Raw genomic sequence first — 14,019 nt, forward strand, 5'->3', positions numbered from 1 at the left:
AAACCCGCGGGTGCTCCCACCCTATGGTTCAGCCGACCGGCTGCAGCTCGTGCTCTTCCAGCCAGTCCAGCGCCAGCTCGTGCAGGCGCGCGCGCTCGAAGCTCTGCCAGGCCTGCAGCAGCGGCGGGTAGCCCATCAGGATGTGGTTGAAGGTGCGCGCCGGCTTGCGCCCGACCAGGGCCTGTTCCAGCGCGGCGTAGGCCTGCGGGTGGGCGACTTCCTGGAGGAACTCCTGCATCAGCGCCAGGTGGGTGCCGGCTTCCAGCGGCTCGATGGCGACGAAGCGTTCCGGTTCCTCGCGCAGCAAGGCCGCCAGCTCGCTGTCGCCGTCGTCATCCAGCAACAGCAGCACTTTGCCGCGCAGCAGGTCGAAGTAGTGCTCGAGGCCTTCACTGTCGAGGGCGACGGCCAACTGGTCGAGGTCGATGGTCAGGGGGCGCATGGCGCAGGCCTCGGGCAGCGGGAGATGCTCCGATCCTACGCCCGCAGGGGCGCCCGCTGTCAAACGCGGAAGCGGCTGACCAGCTGTTGCAGCTCGTTGCCCAGGCGCGCCAGCTCGATGCTGGAGGCGGCGGTTTCCTCGCTGGCCGAGGCGGTCTGCTCGGAGATGTCGCGCACGTTGATCACGCTGCGGTTGATCTCCTCGGCGACGGCGGTCTGCTCCTCGGCGGCGGCGGCGATCTGCTGGTTCATCGACTGGATCGACGACACCGACTGGGCGATGGCGCCCAGGCGGCGGCCGGCGCGGCGGGTCAGCTCGACGGTGCTTTCGGTCAGTTCGCGGCTGCTGTCCATCAGGTTGGCGGCCTGCTGGGTACCGTTCTGCAGGGCGGCAATCAGCGCCTCGATTTCCTCGGTGGATTTCTGCGTACGCTGGGCCAGGCCGCGCACCTCGTCGGCGACCACGGCGAAGCCACGCCCGGCATCACCGGCACGCGCGGCCTCGATGGCGGCGTTGAGGGCGAGCAGGTTGGTCTGTTCGGCCACCGCCTTGATCACGTCGAGCACGCTACCGATCTTCTGGCTTTCTTCCTTGAGGTGGCTCACCGCGTCGTTGGAGCGGCCCACTTCGCTGGCCAGCTTGTCCATCTGAGTGACCGCGTCGTTGACCGCGGCTTCGCCTTCCTTGGCCTGGCGGTCGGCGGCGCTGGCCGCTTCCGAGGCTTCTTCGGCGTTGCGCGCGACTTCCTGCACGGTGGCGGTCATCTCGTTCATCGCGGTGGCCACCTGGTCGGTCTCGACCTTCTGGCTGTTGACCCCGGCGCTGGTCTGCTCGGTGACGGCGGAGAGCTGTTCGGCGGCGCTGGCGATCTGGGTCACGCCATCGCGGATATGGCCGATCAGCTCGCGCAGGCTCAGGGTCATGCGCTGCATGCTCTGCTGCAGCTGGCCCATTTCGTCGCGGCGGGTGACGCGGATGTCCTGGCTGAGGTCGCCGGCGGCGATGCGTTCGGCGCTGCTCAGGGTGTACTGCAGCGGGCGGGTGATCTGCGCGGTGATCAGCGCGGCGGCGCACAGGCCGATCAGCAGTGCCAGCACCGAGGCGCCAGCCAGCAGGGTGCGCGCCTGGCCGGTTTCCGCGAGGCGCTTGGCGCTCTGCCGCTCGAACAGTTGCTCGCTGACCTTCAGCACCCGTTCGCCGTGCTGGCGCATCTGGGCGATGTGCTCGGCACTGCGCTGCATGGCGCTGCCGAAGTCGCTGATGGCGGTGCGGTAGTTCTGCAGGGCGGCAGCGGCCTTGGTCAGGTCGGAGTCATCGCTGCCAATGGTCTTGCCCAGCTCCTGCAGGCCCTTGAGGGCTTCGTCCACCGCGGCGAAGGCCGCCTGCTGCAGGGCTGGGTCGCTGCTGTAGGTGTAACCGCGCACCTGGAAGCGTGCCTGCTGCACGCTCAGGCGCAGCACGCTGAGCTGGCGGAACTGTTCCAGACGGCTGGCGTCGTCGAGGGTGATGTCGCTGAGCACGCGCTCCTCGATCTGCACCAGCAGGGCCACCGCCGCGTCGGCGCTAGCGCCGAGCTTGCTGCGGGCGGCTTCGCGGGCCTGGTAGTCCTGGGTGAGCTGGGCGAAGGTACTGCGGTAGTCGTCGGTGGCGGCGGCCTGTTCGGCCATCAGCTTGAGGTCGACGGGGTCGCTGAGCAGGCCCTTGAGCTGGTCGCCGAGGTCGCTGATGGCCTGCAGGTTGTCCGTCACTGCCTGGCTGGTGGCCGGCTCCTGCTTCATCTGGTAGGCCAGGCGGCTGATGCCCAGATCCTTGGTCAGCTCGCTGAGGCGGGCGCTGGCGCCGAGCTTGTCGCCGCGCTCGACCGTGGCGCTCAGGCTGTGCCAGCCGGTGACCGTGATCAGCAGGGTAAGCAGCAGCACCAGGCCGAAACCCAGGGCGAGTTTGTGTTTGACGCCGAGATCACCGAACCAGCTGAGCATGGAGGACTCCTGACCGAACCAATGCAGAGGGCCGGGTGCTGTCCCGGCGGGTAGCCGCTATATCGGCTGAGCCTATGTTCTCTTAAGGGGCGCTGTTTAGAACAGGCGGGCGAGCAGGGCGCTGACAGCGGTTTCCACGCGCAGGATGCGTTCGCCGAGCTGCACGGGCTGCAGGCCGGCCTCGTGCAGCTTCTCCACTTCGTAGGGAATCCAGCCGCCTTCCGGGCCGATGGCCAGGGTGACCGGCTCGCTGAGGGCGCGCGGGCAGGCGGGGAAGTCGCCAGGGTGGCCGACCAGGCCGCGCGTGCCGGCGGCGAGCTGGGGCAATCTGTCCTCGACAAAGGGCTTGAAGCGCTTCTCGATGACGACCTCGGGCAGCACGGTGTCGCGCGCCTGTTCCAGGCCGAGGATCAGCTGTTCACGGATCGCTGCCGGTTCGAGGAAGGGGGTCTGCCAGAAGCTCTTTTCCACCCGGTAGCTGTTGAGCAGCACCAGGCGTGGCACGCCCATGGCGCTGACGGTCTGCAGCACGCGGCGCAGCATCTTTGGCCGCGGCAGGGCCAGGAGCAGGGTCAGCGGCAGTTTGGCGGGGGGCGGCTGGTCGAAGCTGACGCGGATATCCGCCTGCTCGGCGCTCAGGGTCTCGATACTGCCGCTACCCATCAGTCCGCCGAGGCGGCCGACGCGCAGGCTGTCGCCGGCCTCGGCGCGGTGCACTTCATGCAGGTGCTTGAGGCGCCGGCCCTGCAGCACGACGCGATCCGCCGCAACGAAGTCGGCGTCTTCCAGCAGCAGCAGGTTCACGGCAGCGGGGCGGGCGGCTGGTCGTCGGAAGCGGCCTCTGCTTCTTCGTGCTCGCTGCGCTTGCGCACCAGACCGCCGAAGAACAGGCCGATCTCGAACAGCATCCACATCGGCACCGCCAGCAGGGTCTGCGAGAAGATGTCCGGTGGGGTGAGGATCATGCCGACCACGAAGCAGCCGACGATCACGTAGGGCCGGCTCTTCTTCAGGCTGGCGATGTCGACCAGGCCGATCCACACCACCAGGAAGGTCGCCACCGGGATCTCGAAGGCCACGCCGAAGGCGAAGAACAGGGTGAGGACGAAGTCCAGGTACTCGTTGATGTCGGTCATCATCGCCACCCCTTCCGGGGTCACGCTGGCGAAGAAGTGGAAGATCAGCGGGAACACCAGGAAATAGGCAAAGGCCATGCCGCCGTAGAACAGGAAGATGCTGGAGATCAGCAGCGGTACGGCGATGCGCTTCTCGTGCTTGTACAGGCCCGGCGCGATGAAGCCCCAGACCTGGTGCAGGATGATCGGGATGGCGAGGAACAGCGCGCACCAGGCGGTTAGCTTGAACGGCGTGAGGAACGGCGAGGCGACCCCGGTGGCGATCATCGTCGCGCCTTCCGGCAGGTAGGCGCGCAGCGGTGCCGAGACGATGGTGTAGATGTTCTGGGCGAAGTAGAACAGCCCGGCGAACACGATGAAGATGGCGATCACGCAGCGCAGCAGGCGGGTGCGCAGCTCGGTGAGGTGCGCCACCAGCGGCATGTCGCCGCTCGGGTCGACCTGGGGTTCGGGGGCTTGCTGGGTCATGGCTGGCGCGGCGGCTCCGGAGTGGCCGGGGGAGTGGCGGTGGGCGCGGTTGCGGCCTGCGGCGCGGCGGGCTGGGCCGGGCTGGCCTCAGCCTCGACAGTGGGCGGCGGCAGGATCGACTGCTTGAGCTCGCGCTCCATCTGCAGGATCTGCTCGTTGTGCAGCTGGCGACGAATCTCGTCGGCGCCGATCTCGCGTTCCACTTCCTGCTTGATCGCATTGAAGCTGCGCTTCAGCCGACCGATCCACAGACCGGCGGTACGCGCAGCCCCGGGCAGGCGCTCGGGGCCGAACACGATCAGCGCCACCAGACCGACCAGCAGCAGCTCGGAAAAACCGATCTCGAACACGGCTTAGTCCTTGCGCGCCGGCTCTTCGACTTTGTGCGCCGTGGCGTCGATGGTCTGCGGCTGGTGCAGCTGCTCGCTGGCGGCCGGGGCCGCTTCGGCCGGTTTGTCTTCTTCGGTGTTCATCGCCTTGCGGAAACCTTTGACGGTTTCGCCGAGGTCGGAGCCGAGGGTCTTCAGGCGCTTGGTGCCGAAAACCAGCACGACCACGATGAGAATGACGATCCAGTGTTTCCAGTCGAAAATGCCCATGCAATCAATCCTCGAAAAATGATCAGTCGGAAGTGGTGGGGCGTGCCGCTTTCTCGGCATGCCCGGAAAGCCCGAAGCGCCGATCCAGTTCGTCCAGCACGGCCTGTGGGTGCTGGCCGAGGGCGGCGAGCATGACCAGGCTGTGGAACCAGAGGTCCGCGGTTTCGTAGATCAGGTCGCTGCAATCGCCGTTGATGGCCGCGTCCTTGGCCGCAAGAATGGTTTCGACCGACTCTTCGCCGACCTTCTCCAGAATCTTGTTCAGGCCCTTGTGATACAGGCTGGCCACGTAGGAGCTGTCCGGCGCCGCGCCTTTGCGCGCCTCCAGCACCTCGGCCAGGCGGGTGAGGGTGTCACTCATGCTTGTGTCCCGTGTGGTAGATGGCATGCGGGTCTTTGAGTACCGGATCGACGGTGCGCCACGCGCCATTTTCCCACACCCGGTAAAAGCAACTTTCGCGCCCGGTATGGCAGGCAATGCCGCCCAGCTGTTCGACCTGCATCACGATCACGTCGGCGTCGCAGTCCAGGCGCAGCTCGTGCAGCTTCTGCACATGGCCGGACTCCTCGCCCTTGCGCCACAGCTTGCCGCGCGAGCGCGACCAGTAGATGGCGCGCTGCTCGGCGGCGGTGAGGGCCAGGGCCTCGCGGTTCATCCAGGCCACCATCAGCACGCGGCCGGTCTGGTGATCCTGGGCGATGGCGGGAACCAGGCCGTCCTCGTTCCAGCGAATTTCGTCGAGCCAGTCGGTCATTTCTGCATCCGCCCGTGTCGGGCACTTTCGTGGCGCGCGAGGCGCGCGGGTTGTGCACCTTGGCGGTGCAATGAGCTAAGTGTGCCAGTAGCGGCCGACACTGGCTATCGGCGCAGGATCAGCAGCAGGCCGGCACCCAGGCTGAGCCAGGCACTCCAGGCCAGTGGGCTGAGCACCAGGCCCTGGCTGACCCCCCCGGCCAGCAGCGCGGCGCCGAGCAGACGCAATGGCCAGCCCTGGCTGCTTGCCTGTGCGGGCTGCGGGGCCACGGTCTGCGGCTGGTTGAGACGCTCCAGGGTGTCGCGGGCCATCTGCGACAGATGTGGCACCTGCTCGGCCTGCTGCTGCAGGTTGCGCAGCAGCTGCAGCGGGCTGACCCGCTCGCGCATCCAGCGCTCGAGGAACGGCTGCGCGGTGCTCCACAGATCCAGATCCGGGTACAGCTGGCGGCCCAGGCCTTCGATGTTGAGCAGGGTCTTCTGCAGCAGTACCAGCTGCGGCTGCACTTCCATATTGAAGCGCCGTGCGGTCTGGAACAGGCGCAGGAGAATCTGGCCGAAGGAAATATCCTTCAGCGGCTTCTCGAAGATCGGTTCGCAGACGGTGCGGATCGCTGCCTCGAAGTCGTTGACCCGGGTCTCGGCCGGCACCCAGCCGGAGTCGATGTGCAGCTGCGCCACCTTGCGGTAATCGCGCTTGAAGAAGGCCAGCAGGTTGCGCGCCAGGTAGTCCTGATCCTCGGCAGTGAGGCTGCCGACGATGCCGCAGTCGATGGCAATGTACTGTGGGCTCCACGGCGTGCGGGTGGCGACGAAGATGTTGCCGGGGTGCATGTCGGCGTGGAAGAAACTGTCGCGGAACACCTGGGTGAAGAAGATCTCCACGCCGCGCTCGGCCAGCAGTTTCATGTTGGTGCGCTGGTCGGCGAGCACCGCCATGTCGGTCACCGGTACGCCGTAGATACGCTCCATTACCAGCACCTTGGGGCGGCACCAGTCCCAGTACACCTGCGGCACGTAGAGCAGCTCGGAGCCTTCGAAGTTGCGCCGCAGCTGGCTGGCGTTGGCCGCCTCGCGCAGCAGGTCGAGCTCGTCGTAGATGGTCTTCTCGTAGTCGCTGACCACTTCCACCGGGCGCAGGCGGCGGGCATCGGCCGAGGCCTTCTCGGCGATGCGTGCGGCGAGGAACAGCCAGGCCAGGTCGGAGCGGATGATCGGCCGCAGGTTGGGGCGGATCACCTTGACCACCACTTCCTCGCCGCTCTTCAGCTGTGCCGCATGGACTTGCGCCACCGAGGCCGAGGCCAGCGGTGCCACATCGAAGCGGGCGAAGACATCGGCCACCTTGGCCCCGAGCTGCTGCTCGATGCGCGCCACGGCGTGTTCCGGGTCGAACGGCGGCACCTGATCCTGCAGGCGCGCCAGTTCGTCGGCGACATCCGCCGGCAGCAGGTCGCGGCGGGTCGAGAGCAGCTGGCCGAACTTGATGAAGATCGGCCCGAGGTCTTCCAGGGCCAGGCGCATGGCCTCGCCACGGCTGTACTGCAGGGGTTTGCGCGGCAGCCAGCGCCACGGCAGGAGCAGGCGCAGGGCGCGCATCCAGGTCGGCAGGGGCAGGGTCAGCAGCAGGTCGTCCAGGCGGTAGCGGATGACCACGCGCAGGATGCGCAGCAGGCGGCGGGTGGCGAGCAGCTTCATGGAGTGGTGTGAGCCTTACGGGCAAGACGGTCGATGCGGGCATCGAGGCGGTCGAGGGCCAGCTTGAGCTGGTCGAGTTCGTTGAAACGGGCCTGGGCCTCGCGCTCGCCGACCAGGCTGCGCGACTCCTCGCTGAGGTAGTCGGCAAGGGTCAGGCGCAGGCTGTCGAGGCTGTCGCCGGCCCACTGCACGCGGCTGCGCAGATGGCTGCCGAGCAGCTGGCTGCCGACCGGGCCGAGCCAGCGCGCCAGCTCGTATTCCCAGTCCAGTTCGAGATCCTGGAGGATGGCTGCCAGCTCCAGCAGCACGGCGCTGTCGCCATCCAGCTCGACCTCGGGCTGGTGCAGCACGGCGGTCTTGTCCTTGGCCAGGGCCAGGCGCAGCAGGCTGGCGGCCGGGGCACGCAGGCAGCAGTCGGCGCCTGCAGCCTGGGCCGCCAGCTGCAGGCCGTGCGCCCCCGGGCGGATGAACAGGCGCAGGGCCGGACTGCGGCAGTCGACTTCGATCAGCGTGCCGTCGAGCCGGGCCAGGCGCGGCAGCGCCGTGCTGTCCATCGCCAGCACACGATTGAGGCCGTGCTCGACGCCGGCCAGCAGCCCGGTCAGCAGCATGAGGGTCTGATCCCGTTTCGGCGCGAGCCGCGTTGCTGCGTCAAATCGCGCCAGGCAAGGCGCGGGACGCAGGTAATGGTCATTCCCTTGCCAAGTCCCGCAACGCCGCATGGCGCGATTTGCCGCGCAACCCGAAGGGCCGGGCCAGTTTTTGCGCGGCGCTGCGTTATTCGTCGTTCATTTGGAACAGCCAAACCTCTCTCCTCATGCCTTGCTCCGCGCAAAAACTGGCTCCGGCGCGGCCGCGAGCGAAACGGGATCAGACCCTATGGCTTGATGCCGCGGTGCAGGGCGACGATGCCGCCGGTCATGTTGTGGTAGGTCACGCGCTCGAAGCCGGCGTCGACCATCATCGCCTTGAGGGTGTCCTGATCCGGGTGCATGCGGATCGACTCGGCCAGGTAGCGGTAGCTGTCGGCGTCGTTGCTGATCAGCTTGCCGGCCAGCGGCATGAAGGCGAAGGAGTAGGTGTCGTAGGCCTTGGCCAGCAGCTTGTTGCCCGGCTTGGAGAACTCCAGCACCAGCAGGCGGCCACCTGGCTTGAGCACGCGCAGCATGGAGCGCAGGGCGTTTTCCTTGCGCGTCACGTTGCGCAGGCCGAAGGCGATGGTGACCACGTCGAAGTGGTTGTCGGGGAACGGCAGCGCCTCGGCGTCGGCCTGGACGAACAGCACGTTGCCGGCCACGCCCTTGTCCAGCAGGCGATCACGGCCGACCTTGAGCATCGAGTCGTTGATATCGGCGAGGACGACTTCGCCCTGCGGGCCGACCAGGCTGGAGAACTTGCGGGTGAGGTCGCCGGTGCCGCCGGCAATATCCAGCACGCGATTGCCCGGGCGCACGCCGGACAGCTCGATGGTGAAGCGCTTCCACAGGCGATGCAGGCCGCCGGACAGCACATCGTTCATCAGGTCGTACTTGGCGGCTACCGAGTGGAACACCTCGGCGACCTTCTCGGCCTTCTGGCTTTCCGGTACGTCCTGGTAGCCGAAGTGCGTGGTCTTCTCGAGGGGCTCGTCCTGGGTTGGAGCCTTGCGCGGATCGTTCATGTCGCGGTCACCGGAATCAAAGTGGCGGCCATTCTAAACCCGTGGCCGGCCTTTGTCTTGGCGCCGGGCGGGGCGCTATAGTCGCGCGACATCCGGTCGCTGTTGGAGCCCTGCATGACCCGTATCACCGTTGAACGCGCACATTCCCTCGGCCGTGCGGCCGCCCGCGAAAAGGCCGAGGCCCTGGCCGAGCGCCTGGCGCGCGAATACGACGTGAAGTACCGCTGGAGCGGCGACGTGCTGGAGTTCAAGCGCAGCGGCGCCGATGGCAGCATCGAGGTGAGCGACGCTCACGTGCGGGTCAGCCTCAAGCTGGGCCTGCTGCTCTCGGCCCTGGGCGGTACCATCAAGCGCGAGATCGAAGAGACCCTGGACAAGCACCTGCAGGCCTGAATCGACGGCCGTGGCGGCCTAGTATGTGATTTCTAATTTTTCTGACTACCTTGGGTTCAAGTCCTGGCAAAGGGCCAATTTTTCATCACTCGGAACCTGAGGTGCAGCATGGCCACTAAAACCGCCGTTAAGAAGAAAGTTGAAGCCGTAGTCGAAAGCAAAGCTACCGTACTGACTGACGTGAAGGCCTATGCCCGCAAGGTTTGGCTGGCCGGTCTGGGCGCCTACGCAAAAGCAGGTCAGGAAGGGCTCGATTACTTCAAGGAGCTGGTCAAGGCCGGCGAAGGCGTCGAGAAAGAAGGCAAGAAACTGGTGAGCAAGCAGGTCGAGGCTGCCAACAGCCAGATCGAAACCCAGGTTGCCAGCGTCAAGTCGAGCGTCAAATCCAGCGTGTCGGAAGTGAAGGGCAAGGTCGAAGTGCAGTTCGACAAGATCGAAAAGGCCTTCGATGGCCGCGTCGCTGCCGGTCTGAATCGCCTGGGTATTCCCTCCAAGCAAGACGTTGAGGCACTCTCTGCTAAGCTGGACGAGTTGAATGCATTGCTTGAGCGTGTCGCGCGTACTCAATAAGGAGAGCAGGATGGCTGTCAAAAAACCTACCGCTGCAAAACCTGCAGCCAAGAAGCCCGCGGCTAAGCCCGCAGCGAAGAAAGAAAGTGGCTCCTGGATCGGCGAGATCGAGAAGTACTCGCGGCAGATCTGGCTGGCCGGTCTCGGCGCCTACTCCAAGGTCAGCAAGGACGGCACCAAGCTGTTCGACGGCCTGGTCAAGGATGGCGAGAAAGCCGAGAAGCAGGCCAAGACCGAAGTCGACAAGCAACTGGGCGCGGTGAAAACCTCGGTGGGCTCCACCGTCGGTTCGGCCAAGTCGAAAGTCGACGAAGTCAAAGGCAAAGCTCTGGGCAAATGGAACGAGCTGGAAGAGGCTTTCGACAAGCGTCTGAACAGCGCCATTTCCCGCCTGGGCGTGCCGAGCCGCAATGAAGTCAAATCGCTGCAGACCAAGGTCGACAGCCTGACCAAGCAGATCGAAAAACTCACCGGCGTGTCGGTGAAGTCGGTCAAGCCGGCCGCCAAGCCGGTTGCCAAGGCCGCTACCAAACCGGCCGCCAAGCCAGCAGCTAAACCGGCTGCGAAACCTGCAGCCAAGCCGCTGGCCAAGGCTGCCGCCAAGCCGGTTGCTAAACCAGCTGCCAAGCCGGCCGCCAAACCGGTTGCCAAGGCCGCGGCGAAACCTGCCGCCAAGCCTGCGGCGAAGCCGGCAGTGAAGAAACCGGTCGCCGCCAAACCGGCTGCCGCCAAGCCTGCTGTGGCTGCCGCGGCCAAGCCGGCCGCCGCTCCGGTGGCCGCTCCGGCCGCCGCACCCGCTGCTGCACCGGTGGCACCTGCTACCCCGTCCTGAGTTTTCGGCAGGATAAAAACGCCCGGCCCAGTGCCGGGCGTTTTGCTTTCTAGGCCTGCAGGTAGCGACGGGCGAGCTGCTCGGCGGCGTGTCGCGAGTCGTCGCTGAGGTGCGGTGCAACCAGCATCATCACCTGGTATACCACCAGGCGCACTTCGCCGTCGGCGCCGAGGATGCGCTGGTAGTCGAGGGAGAACAGCAGGGTCAGGGTGATCTGCTCGACCAACTGGCCGAGGGCCTGGGTGTCGCTGCGCAGCTGGTCGAGGGCGGCCAGGTGTGCCAGCAGCGCGGCCAGGGTGCGCTTGAGTTGGTTGAGCCACTGGCGGATGCCACGGGCCAGCTTGGGCAGGCGCCCGGCGAGGTTGGACAGATCCTGGAACAGGAAGCGGTACTGCGCCAGGCGCTCGACGATCAGGTGCAGGAACAGCCAGTAATCCTCCACGCCCAGTTCGGCTTCGACCGGCGGATCGAGCAGCGGCGCCAGCTCCGTCTGGAAGCGCTCGAACAGCGTCATCACCAGCGGTTCCTTGCCGTGGAAGTGGTAGTACAGGTTGCCCGGGCTGATGCCCAGTTCGGTGGCGATTTCGAGGGTGGAGACGTTGGGTTCGCCCTGCTCGTTGAACAGCTGCAGGGCGCATTCGAGGATGCGGTCGCGGGTCTTCATTCCATGATCTTGTGATGGCCGCCGGAGTATCGACGATAACTGGCCGGGGGAGTCCCCGGCCAGTGCTTTCGATGCGTCTCAGCGCACGTGTACGTAGGTGCCGGGAGCGGCCTCCATGGCCGGGTACTTGCTGCTACCGACGCTGAACACGGTTTCGTGCTGTTCGCCGGAACGCGCCTGGATCCACTCCAGCCACTGCGGCCACCAGCTGCCTTCCTGCTTCTTGGCGTCGTAGAACCAGGCGCGCGGATCGCTGCTGAGCTTGCCGTTTTCCAGGTAGGTGGCCTTGGGGTTGCCCGGCGGATTGAGGATGCTCTGGATGTGGCCGCTGTTGGACAGCACGAAGCGGCGGTTGCCGCCGAGCAGCAGGGTCGAGCGGTACACCGCATCCCAGGGCGTGATGTGGTCGTTGATGCCGCCGACGCTGAAGCTGTCCAGGTTGACCTTGCTCAGGTCGATCGGTGTGCCGCAGGTTTCCAGGCCGCCGCTGCGGGTCAGCGGGTTGTGCTTGAACAGGTCGAGCAGGTCGCCATGCAGGGCCGCCGGCAGGCGGGTGTTGTCGTTGTTCCAGTAGAGGATGTCGAAGGCCGGTGGTTCCTTGCCCAACAGGTAGTTGTTGACCCAGTAGTTCCACACCAGGTCGTTGGGGCGCATCCAGGCGAACACCCGGGCCATGTCGCGGCCATCCAGCACGCCGCTCTGGTAGGAGCGGCGCTTGGCCGACTCCAGGGTCTGCTCGTCGGCGAACAGCATGGCCGGGCTTTCCACCTGGGCATCCAGCAGGCTGACCAGGTAGGTGGCGCAACCGACCTTGCGCAGCTGGCGCTTGGCCTGCAGATGGCCTTGCAGGGCGGCGATGGTCAGGCCGCCGGCGCAAGCACCGAGCAGGTTGACCTCCTTGCTGCCGCTGATGGCGCGGCACAGGTCAGTGGCTTCCTCCACCGCCTGCACGTAGCTGGACAGGCCCCATTCGCGATGCCGCGCATCCGGGTTGCGCCAGCTGATCATGAATACCTGCAGGCCGTTCTTCAGGCAGTACTGGATGAAGCTCTTGTCCGGGCTGAGGTCGAAAATGTAGAACTTGTTGATCTGCGGTGGCACCACCAGCAGCGGGCGCTCGTACTGCTTTTCGCTCATCGGCTTGTAGTGGATCAGCTCGAACATCTCGTTGCGAAATACCACCGAGCCCGGAGTGATGGCCAGGTTGCGGCCGACCTCGAAGGCCTGCTTGTTGACCTGGCTGGGCATGCCGCTGTTGTTCAGCAGGTCGTCGAACAGATGGCGCATCCCGCGAATCAGGCTGGAGCCACCGCTGTTGAACAGCTCCTTGACCGCCAGCGGATTGAGCAGGGTGTTGGAGGGCGACAGGGCGTCGTTGAGCAGGGCGAACAGGAAGTGTGCGCGGGTGCGGTCGTCGGCTGACAGGTCGCTCTCGTCGATCCACGCCTTGAGCTGCTGCTGCCAGGCCAGGTAGGCCTGCAGGCTGCGCCGGTAGAAGGGGTTGAGCTGCCAGGACGGATCGTGGAAGCGGGCATCCTGCGGGTTGACCTTGTGCGGTGTGTCGCCAAGCAGGACGCGCCCCAGCTGCTTGCCGAAGGCGAACAGGTGGCGCGCGCTGTGCACCGGCTGGCGCAGGCCCTGGAAGGCCAGGCCGCGCAGGGTGGAGGCCATGTCGCGACCGCGCAGGCCGACCATGGCGCTTTGCACGTTCATGTAGTTCGCGGGTACCGGCAGGGATCCCGGTGCAGTCTTTTCACGCATGGGGCAGGCTCCGTCGTCAAACCGTCAACATGTGACAGCAAGGCTTGTACCAAGGCGCGCCGGAAGGCATTCCAGACTGCCGCGCTCAAAATCCTTTTACTCCGGCAGGGGCCCTGGTGGGGGCTAGCCTGCCGGCGCAGCACTACAGTTGTGCGATCAGTGACCGCGAATGGGCACGGGTTGCGGGTGCATTACCGCGCGATGCCGCTCTTCCTCGAGGAACTTCATGATGATCGGCGCCACGGCTTCGGCGCGCGTCACGAGGAACAGGTGGCCGTCATCGATGATGTGGAATTCCGAGTTGGGGATGCGCCAGGCCAGCAGGCGCATGTTGACCAGTGGAATCAGTGGGTCGTCGTCACCGGCCAGTACCAGCGTAGGCTGCTTGATCCGATGCAGCCAGTGGATGCTGGTCCAGCCGAGGCCGGCGAACAGCTGCCAGTAGTAGCCCATCTTGCCGCCGGAACGCACCTTGCTGGCATGTGCCAGGGCCAGCTTGGGGTCACGGCGGAAGGCGCCGCCGTAGATGTCCGGAGCGATATGCACGCCGTAGGATGGCTGGATATAGCGGCGCGGGCTGGCCATGCGCCAGAGCACCTTGGGCTTGCCCGGTACCATCACCGCGCCGGCCGAGGTGGCGGCCAGCACCAGCTTCTTGCAGCGTTCCGGGTAATCGTGGGCGAACTGCTGGGCCAGGGCGCCGCCCCAGGACACGCCGATGGCATTGACCTGGCCGTAGTCCAGGTAGTCGAGCATGCGTGCAGCCAGCTTGGCCAGGCCGGGGAAGCGGTACGGCGTGCTCGGCGTGGAGGAGCCGCCGACGCCGGGCACGTCGAAGGCGATCACCTCCAGTTCCGGGTCGAGGGCCTGGACGAAGGGCATTACCAGTTCGAGGTTGGCGCCGATGCCGTTGAAGATCAGCAGCGGTGTGAGTGTGCTGTTGCCGGGACGAACCGCCGTACGGATGGTCTGGCCGTCCAGTTCGATGGTGCGGAATGCAAAAGGTTGCGGCATGCGCTAGGCCCTATGGTCTGATCCGTGGAGAGCCGTTATCCAGCGCGGC

General features: G+C 66.0%; 17 protein-coding genes. 3 read left to right on the forward strand and 14 right to left on the reverse strand.

What is annotated here, in order from left to right; genetic code table 11:
• Positions 1 to 28 precede the first annotated feature (28 nt).
• The 11 genes from A9179_RS02045 to ubiE form a co-directional block, all read right to left on the reverse strand.
• Positions 29 to 442, reverse strand: coding sequence for a UPF0158 family protein (locus A9179_RS02045; RefSeq protein ID WP_187804200.1), 414 nt, complete (start codon positions 440 to 442; stop codon positions 29 to 31).
• Between the two features lie 59 nt (positions 443 to 501).
• Positions 502 to 2,421: a methyl-accepting chemotaxis protein gene (locus tag A9179_RS02050; RefSeq protein ID WP_187804201.1), complete on the reverse strand. Its 1,920-nt coding sequence runs from the start codon at positions 2,419 to 2,421 to the stop codon at positions 502 to 504.
• Between the two features lie 96 nt (positions 2,422 to 2,517).
• Entirely contained in the window at positions 2,518 to 3,225 is a 708-nt protein-coding gene (locus A9179_RS02055; protein ID WP_187804202.1) for a 16S rRNA (uracil(1498)-N(3))-methyltransferase, read from the reverse strand.
• Positions 3,222 to 4,025: a twin-arginine translocase subunit TatC gene (gene tatC / locus A9179_RS02060; RefSeq protein WP_187804203.1), complete on the reverse strand. Its 804-nt coding sequence runs from the start codon at positions 4,023 to 4,025 to the stop codon at positions 3,222 to 3,224. The genes A9179_RS02055 and tatC overlap by 4 nt, the downstream gene beginning before the upstream one ends.
• On the reverse strand, positions 4,022 to 4,375 hold the full coding sequence (tatB, locus tag A9179_RS02065) for a Sec-independent protein translocase protein TatB (protein ID WP_187804204.1): 354 nt from the start codon (positions 4,373 to 4,375) through the stop codon (positions 4,022 to 4,024). Before tatB ends, tatC begins: the two co-directional genes overlap by 4 nt.
• A 3-nt stretch (positions 4,376 to 4,378) precedes the next feature.
• On the reverse strand, positions 4,379 to 4,624 hold the full coding sequence (locus A9179_RS02070; RefSeq protein WP_187804205.1) for a twin-arginine translocase TatA/TatE family subunit: 246 nt from the start codon (positions 4,622 to 4,624) through the stop codon (positions 4,379 to 4,381).
• A 22-nt stretch (positions 4,625 to 4,646) separates the two neighbouring features.
• Positions 4,647 to 4,985, reverse strand: coding sequence for a phosphoribosyl-ATP diphosphatase (locus A9179_RS02075; RefSeq protein ID WP_187804206.1), 339 nt, complete (start codon positions 4,983 to 4,985; stop codon positions 4,647 to 4,649).
• Positions 4,978 to 5,379 carry a phosphoribosyl-AMP cyclohydrolase gene (hisI, locus tag A9179_RS02080; RefSeq protein WP_187804207.1) on the reverse strand — a complete coding sequence of 134 codons (402 nt, stop codon included), beginning with the start codon at positions 5,377 to 5,379 and terminating at the stop codon, positions 4,978 to 4,980. Before hisI ends, A9179_RS02075 begins: the two co-directional genes overlap by 8 nt.
• 104 nt (positions 5,380 to 5,483) lie before the next feature.
• Entirely contained in the window at positions 5,484 to 7,076 is a 1,593-nt protein-coding gene (ubiB, locus tag A9179_RS02085; protein ID WP_187804208.1) for a ubiquinone biosynthesis regulatory protein kinase UbiB, read from the reverse strand.
• On the reverse strand, positions 7,073 to 7,687 hold the full coding sequence (locus tag A9179_RS02090; protein ID WP_187804209.1) for a ubiquinone biosynthesis accessory factor UbiJ: 615 nt from the start codon (positions 7,685 to 7,687) through the stop codon (positions 7,073 to 7,075). The genes ubiB and A9179_RS02090 overlap by 4 nt, the downstream gene beginning before the upstream one ends.
• Positions 7,688 to 7,953: 266 nt before the next feature.
• Positions 7,954 to 8,736, reverse strand: a complete 783-nt coding sequence (gene ubiE, locus A9179_RS02095) for a bifunctional demethylmenaquinone methyltransferase/2-methoxy-6-polyprenyl-1,4-benzoquinol methylase UbiE (RefSeq protein WP_187804210.1) — start codon at positions 8,734 to 8,736, stop codon at positions 7,954 to 7,956.
• Positions 8,737 to 8,850: 114 nt separating this feature from the next.
• Between ubiE and A9179_RS02100 the strand changes: the two genes are divergently transcribed.
• From A9179_RS02100 to A9179_RS02110, 3 genes are all read left to right on the forward strand, one after another.
• Positions 8,851 to 9,129 (forward strand): polyhydroxyalkanoic acid system family protein, encoded by a 279-nt coding sequence (locus A9179_RS02100; RefSeq protein ID WP_187804211.1) that lies wholly within the window; start codon positions 8,851 to 8,853, stop codon positions 9,127 to 9,129.
• A gap of 108 nt (positions 9,130 to 9,237) precedes the next feature.
• Positions 9,238 to 9,699: a phasin family protein gene (locus A9179_RS02105; protein ID WP_187804212.1), complete on the forward strand. Its 462-nt coding sequence runs from the start codon at positions 9,238 to 9,240 to the stop codon at positions 9,697 to 9,699.
• 10 nt (positions 9,700 to 9,709) lie between these two features.
• Entirely contained in the window at positions 9,710 to 10,531 is an 822-nt protein-coding gene (locus A9179_RS02110) for a phasin family protein (protein WP_187804213.1), read from the forward strand.
• A 49-nt stretch (positions 10,532 to 10,580) separates the two neighbouring features.
• On the opposite strand, the gene A9179_RS02115 is transcribed toward A9179_RS02110, so the two are convergent.
• The 3 genes from A9179_RS02115 to phaZ form a co-directional block, all read right to left on the reverse strand.
• A complete protein-coding gene (locus A9179_RS02115) occupies positions 10,581 to 11,195 on the reverse strand; it encodes a TetR/AcrR family transcriptional regulator (RefSeq protein WP_187804214.1) in 615 nt (204 codons plus the stop codon).
• 78 nt (positions 11,196 to 11,273) lie between these two features.
• Positions 11,274 to 12,956, reverse strand: coding sequence for a class II poly(R)-hydroxyalkanoic acid synthase (phaC, locus tag A9179_RS02120; protein ID WP_187804215.1), 1,683 nt, complete (start codon positions 12,954 to 12,956; stop codon positions 11,274 to 11,276).
• Between the two features lie 156 nt (positions 12,957 to 13,112).
• Positions 13,113 to 13,970, reverse strand: a complete 858-nt coding sequence (phaZ, locus tag A9179_RS02125) for a poly(3-hydroxyalkanoate) depolymerase (RefSeq protein ID WP_187804216.1) — start codon at positions 13,968 to 13,970, stop codon at positions 13,113 to 13,115.
• Positions 13,971 to 14,019 lie beyond the last annotated feature (49 nt).

Source organism: Pseudomonas alcaligenes (genome assembly GCF_014490745.1).
Classification (GTDB): Bacteria; Pseudomonadota; Gammaproteobacteria; order Pseudomonadales; family Pseudomonadaceae; genus Aquipseudomonas; species Aquipseudomonas alcaligenes_C.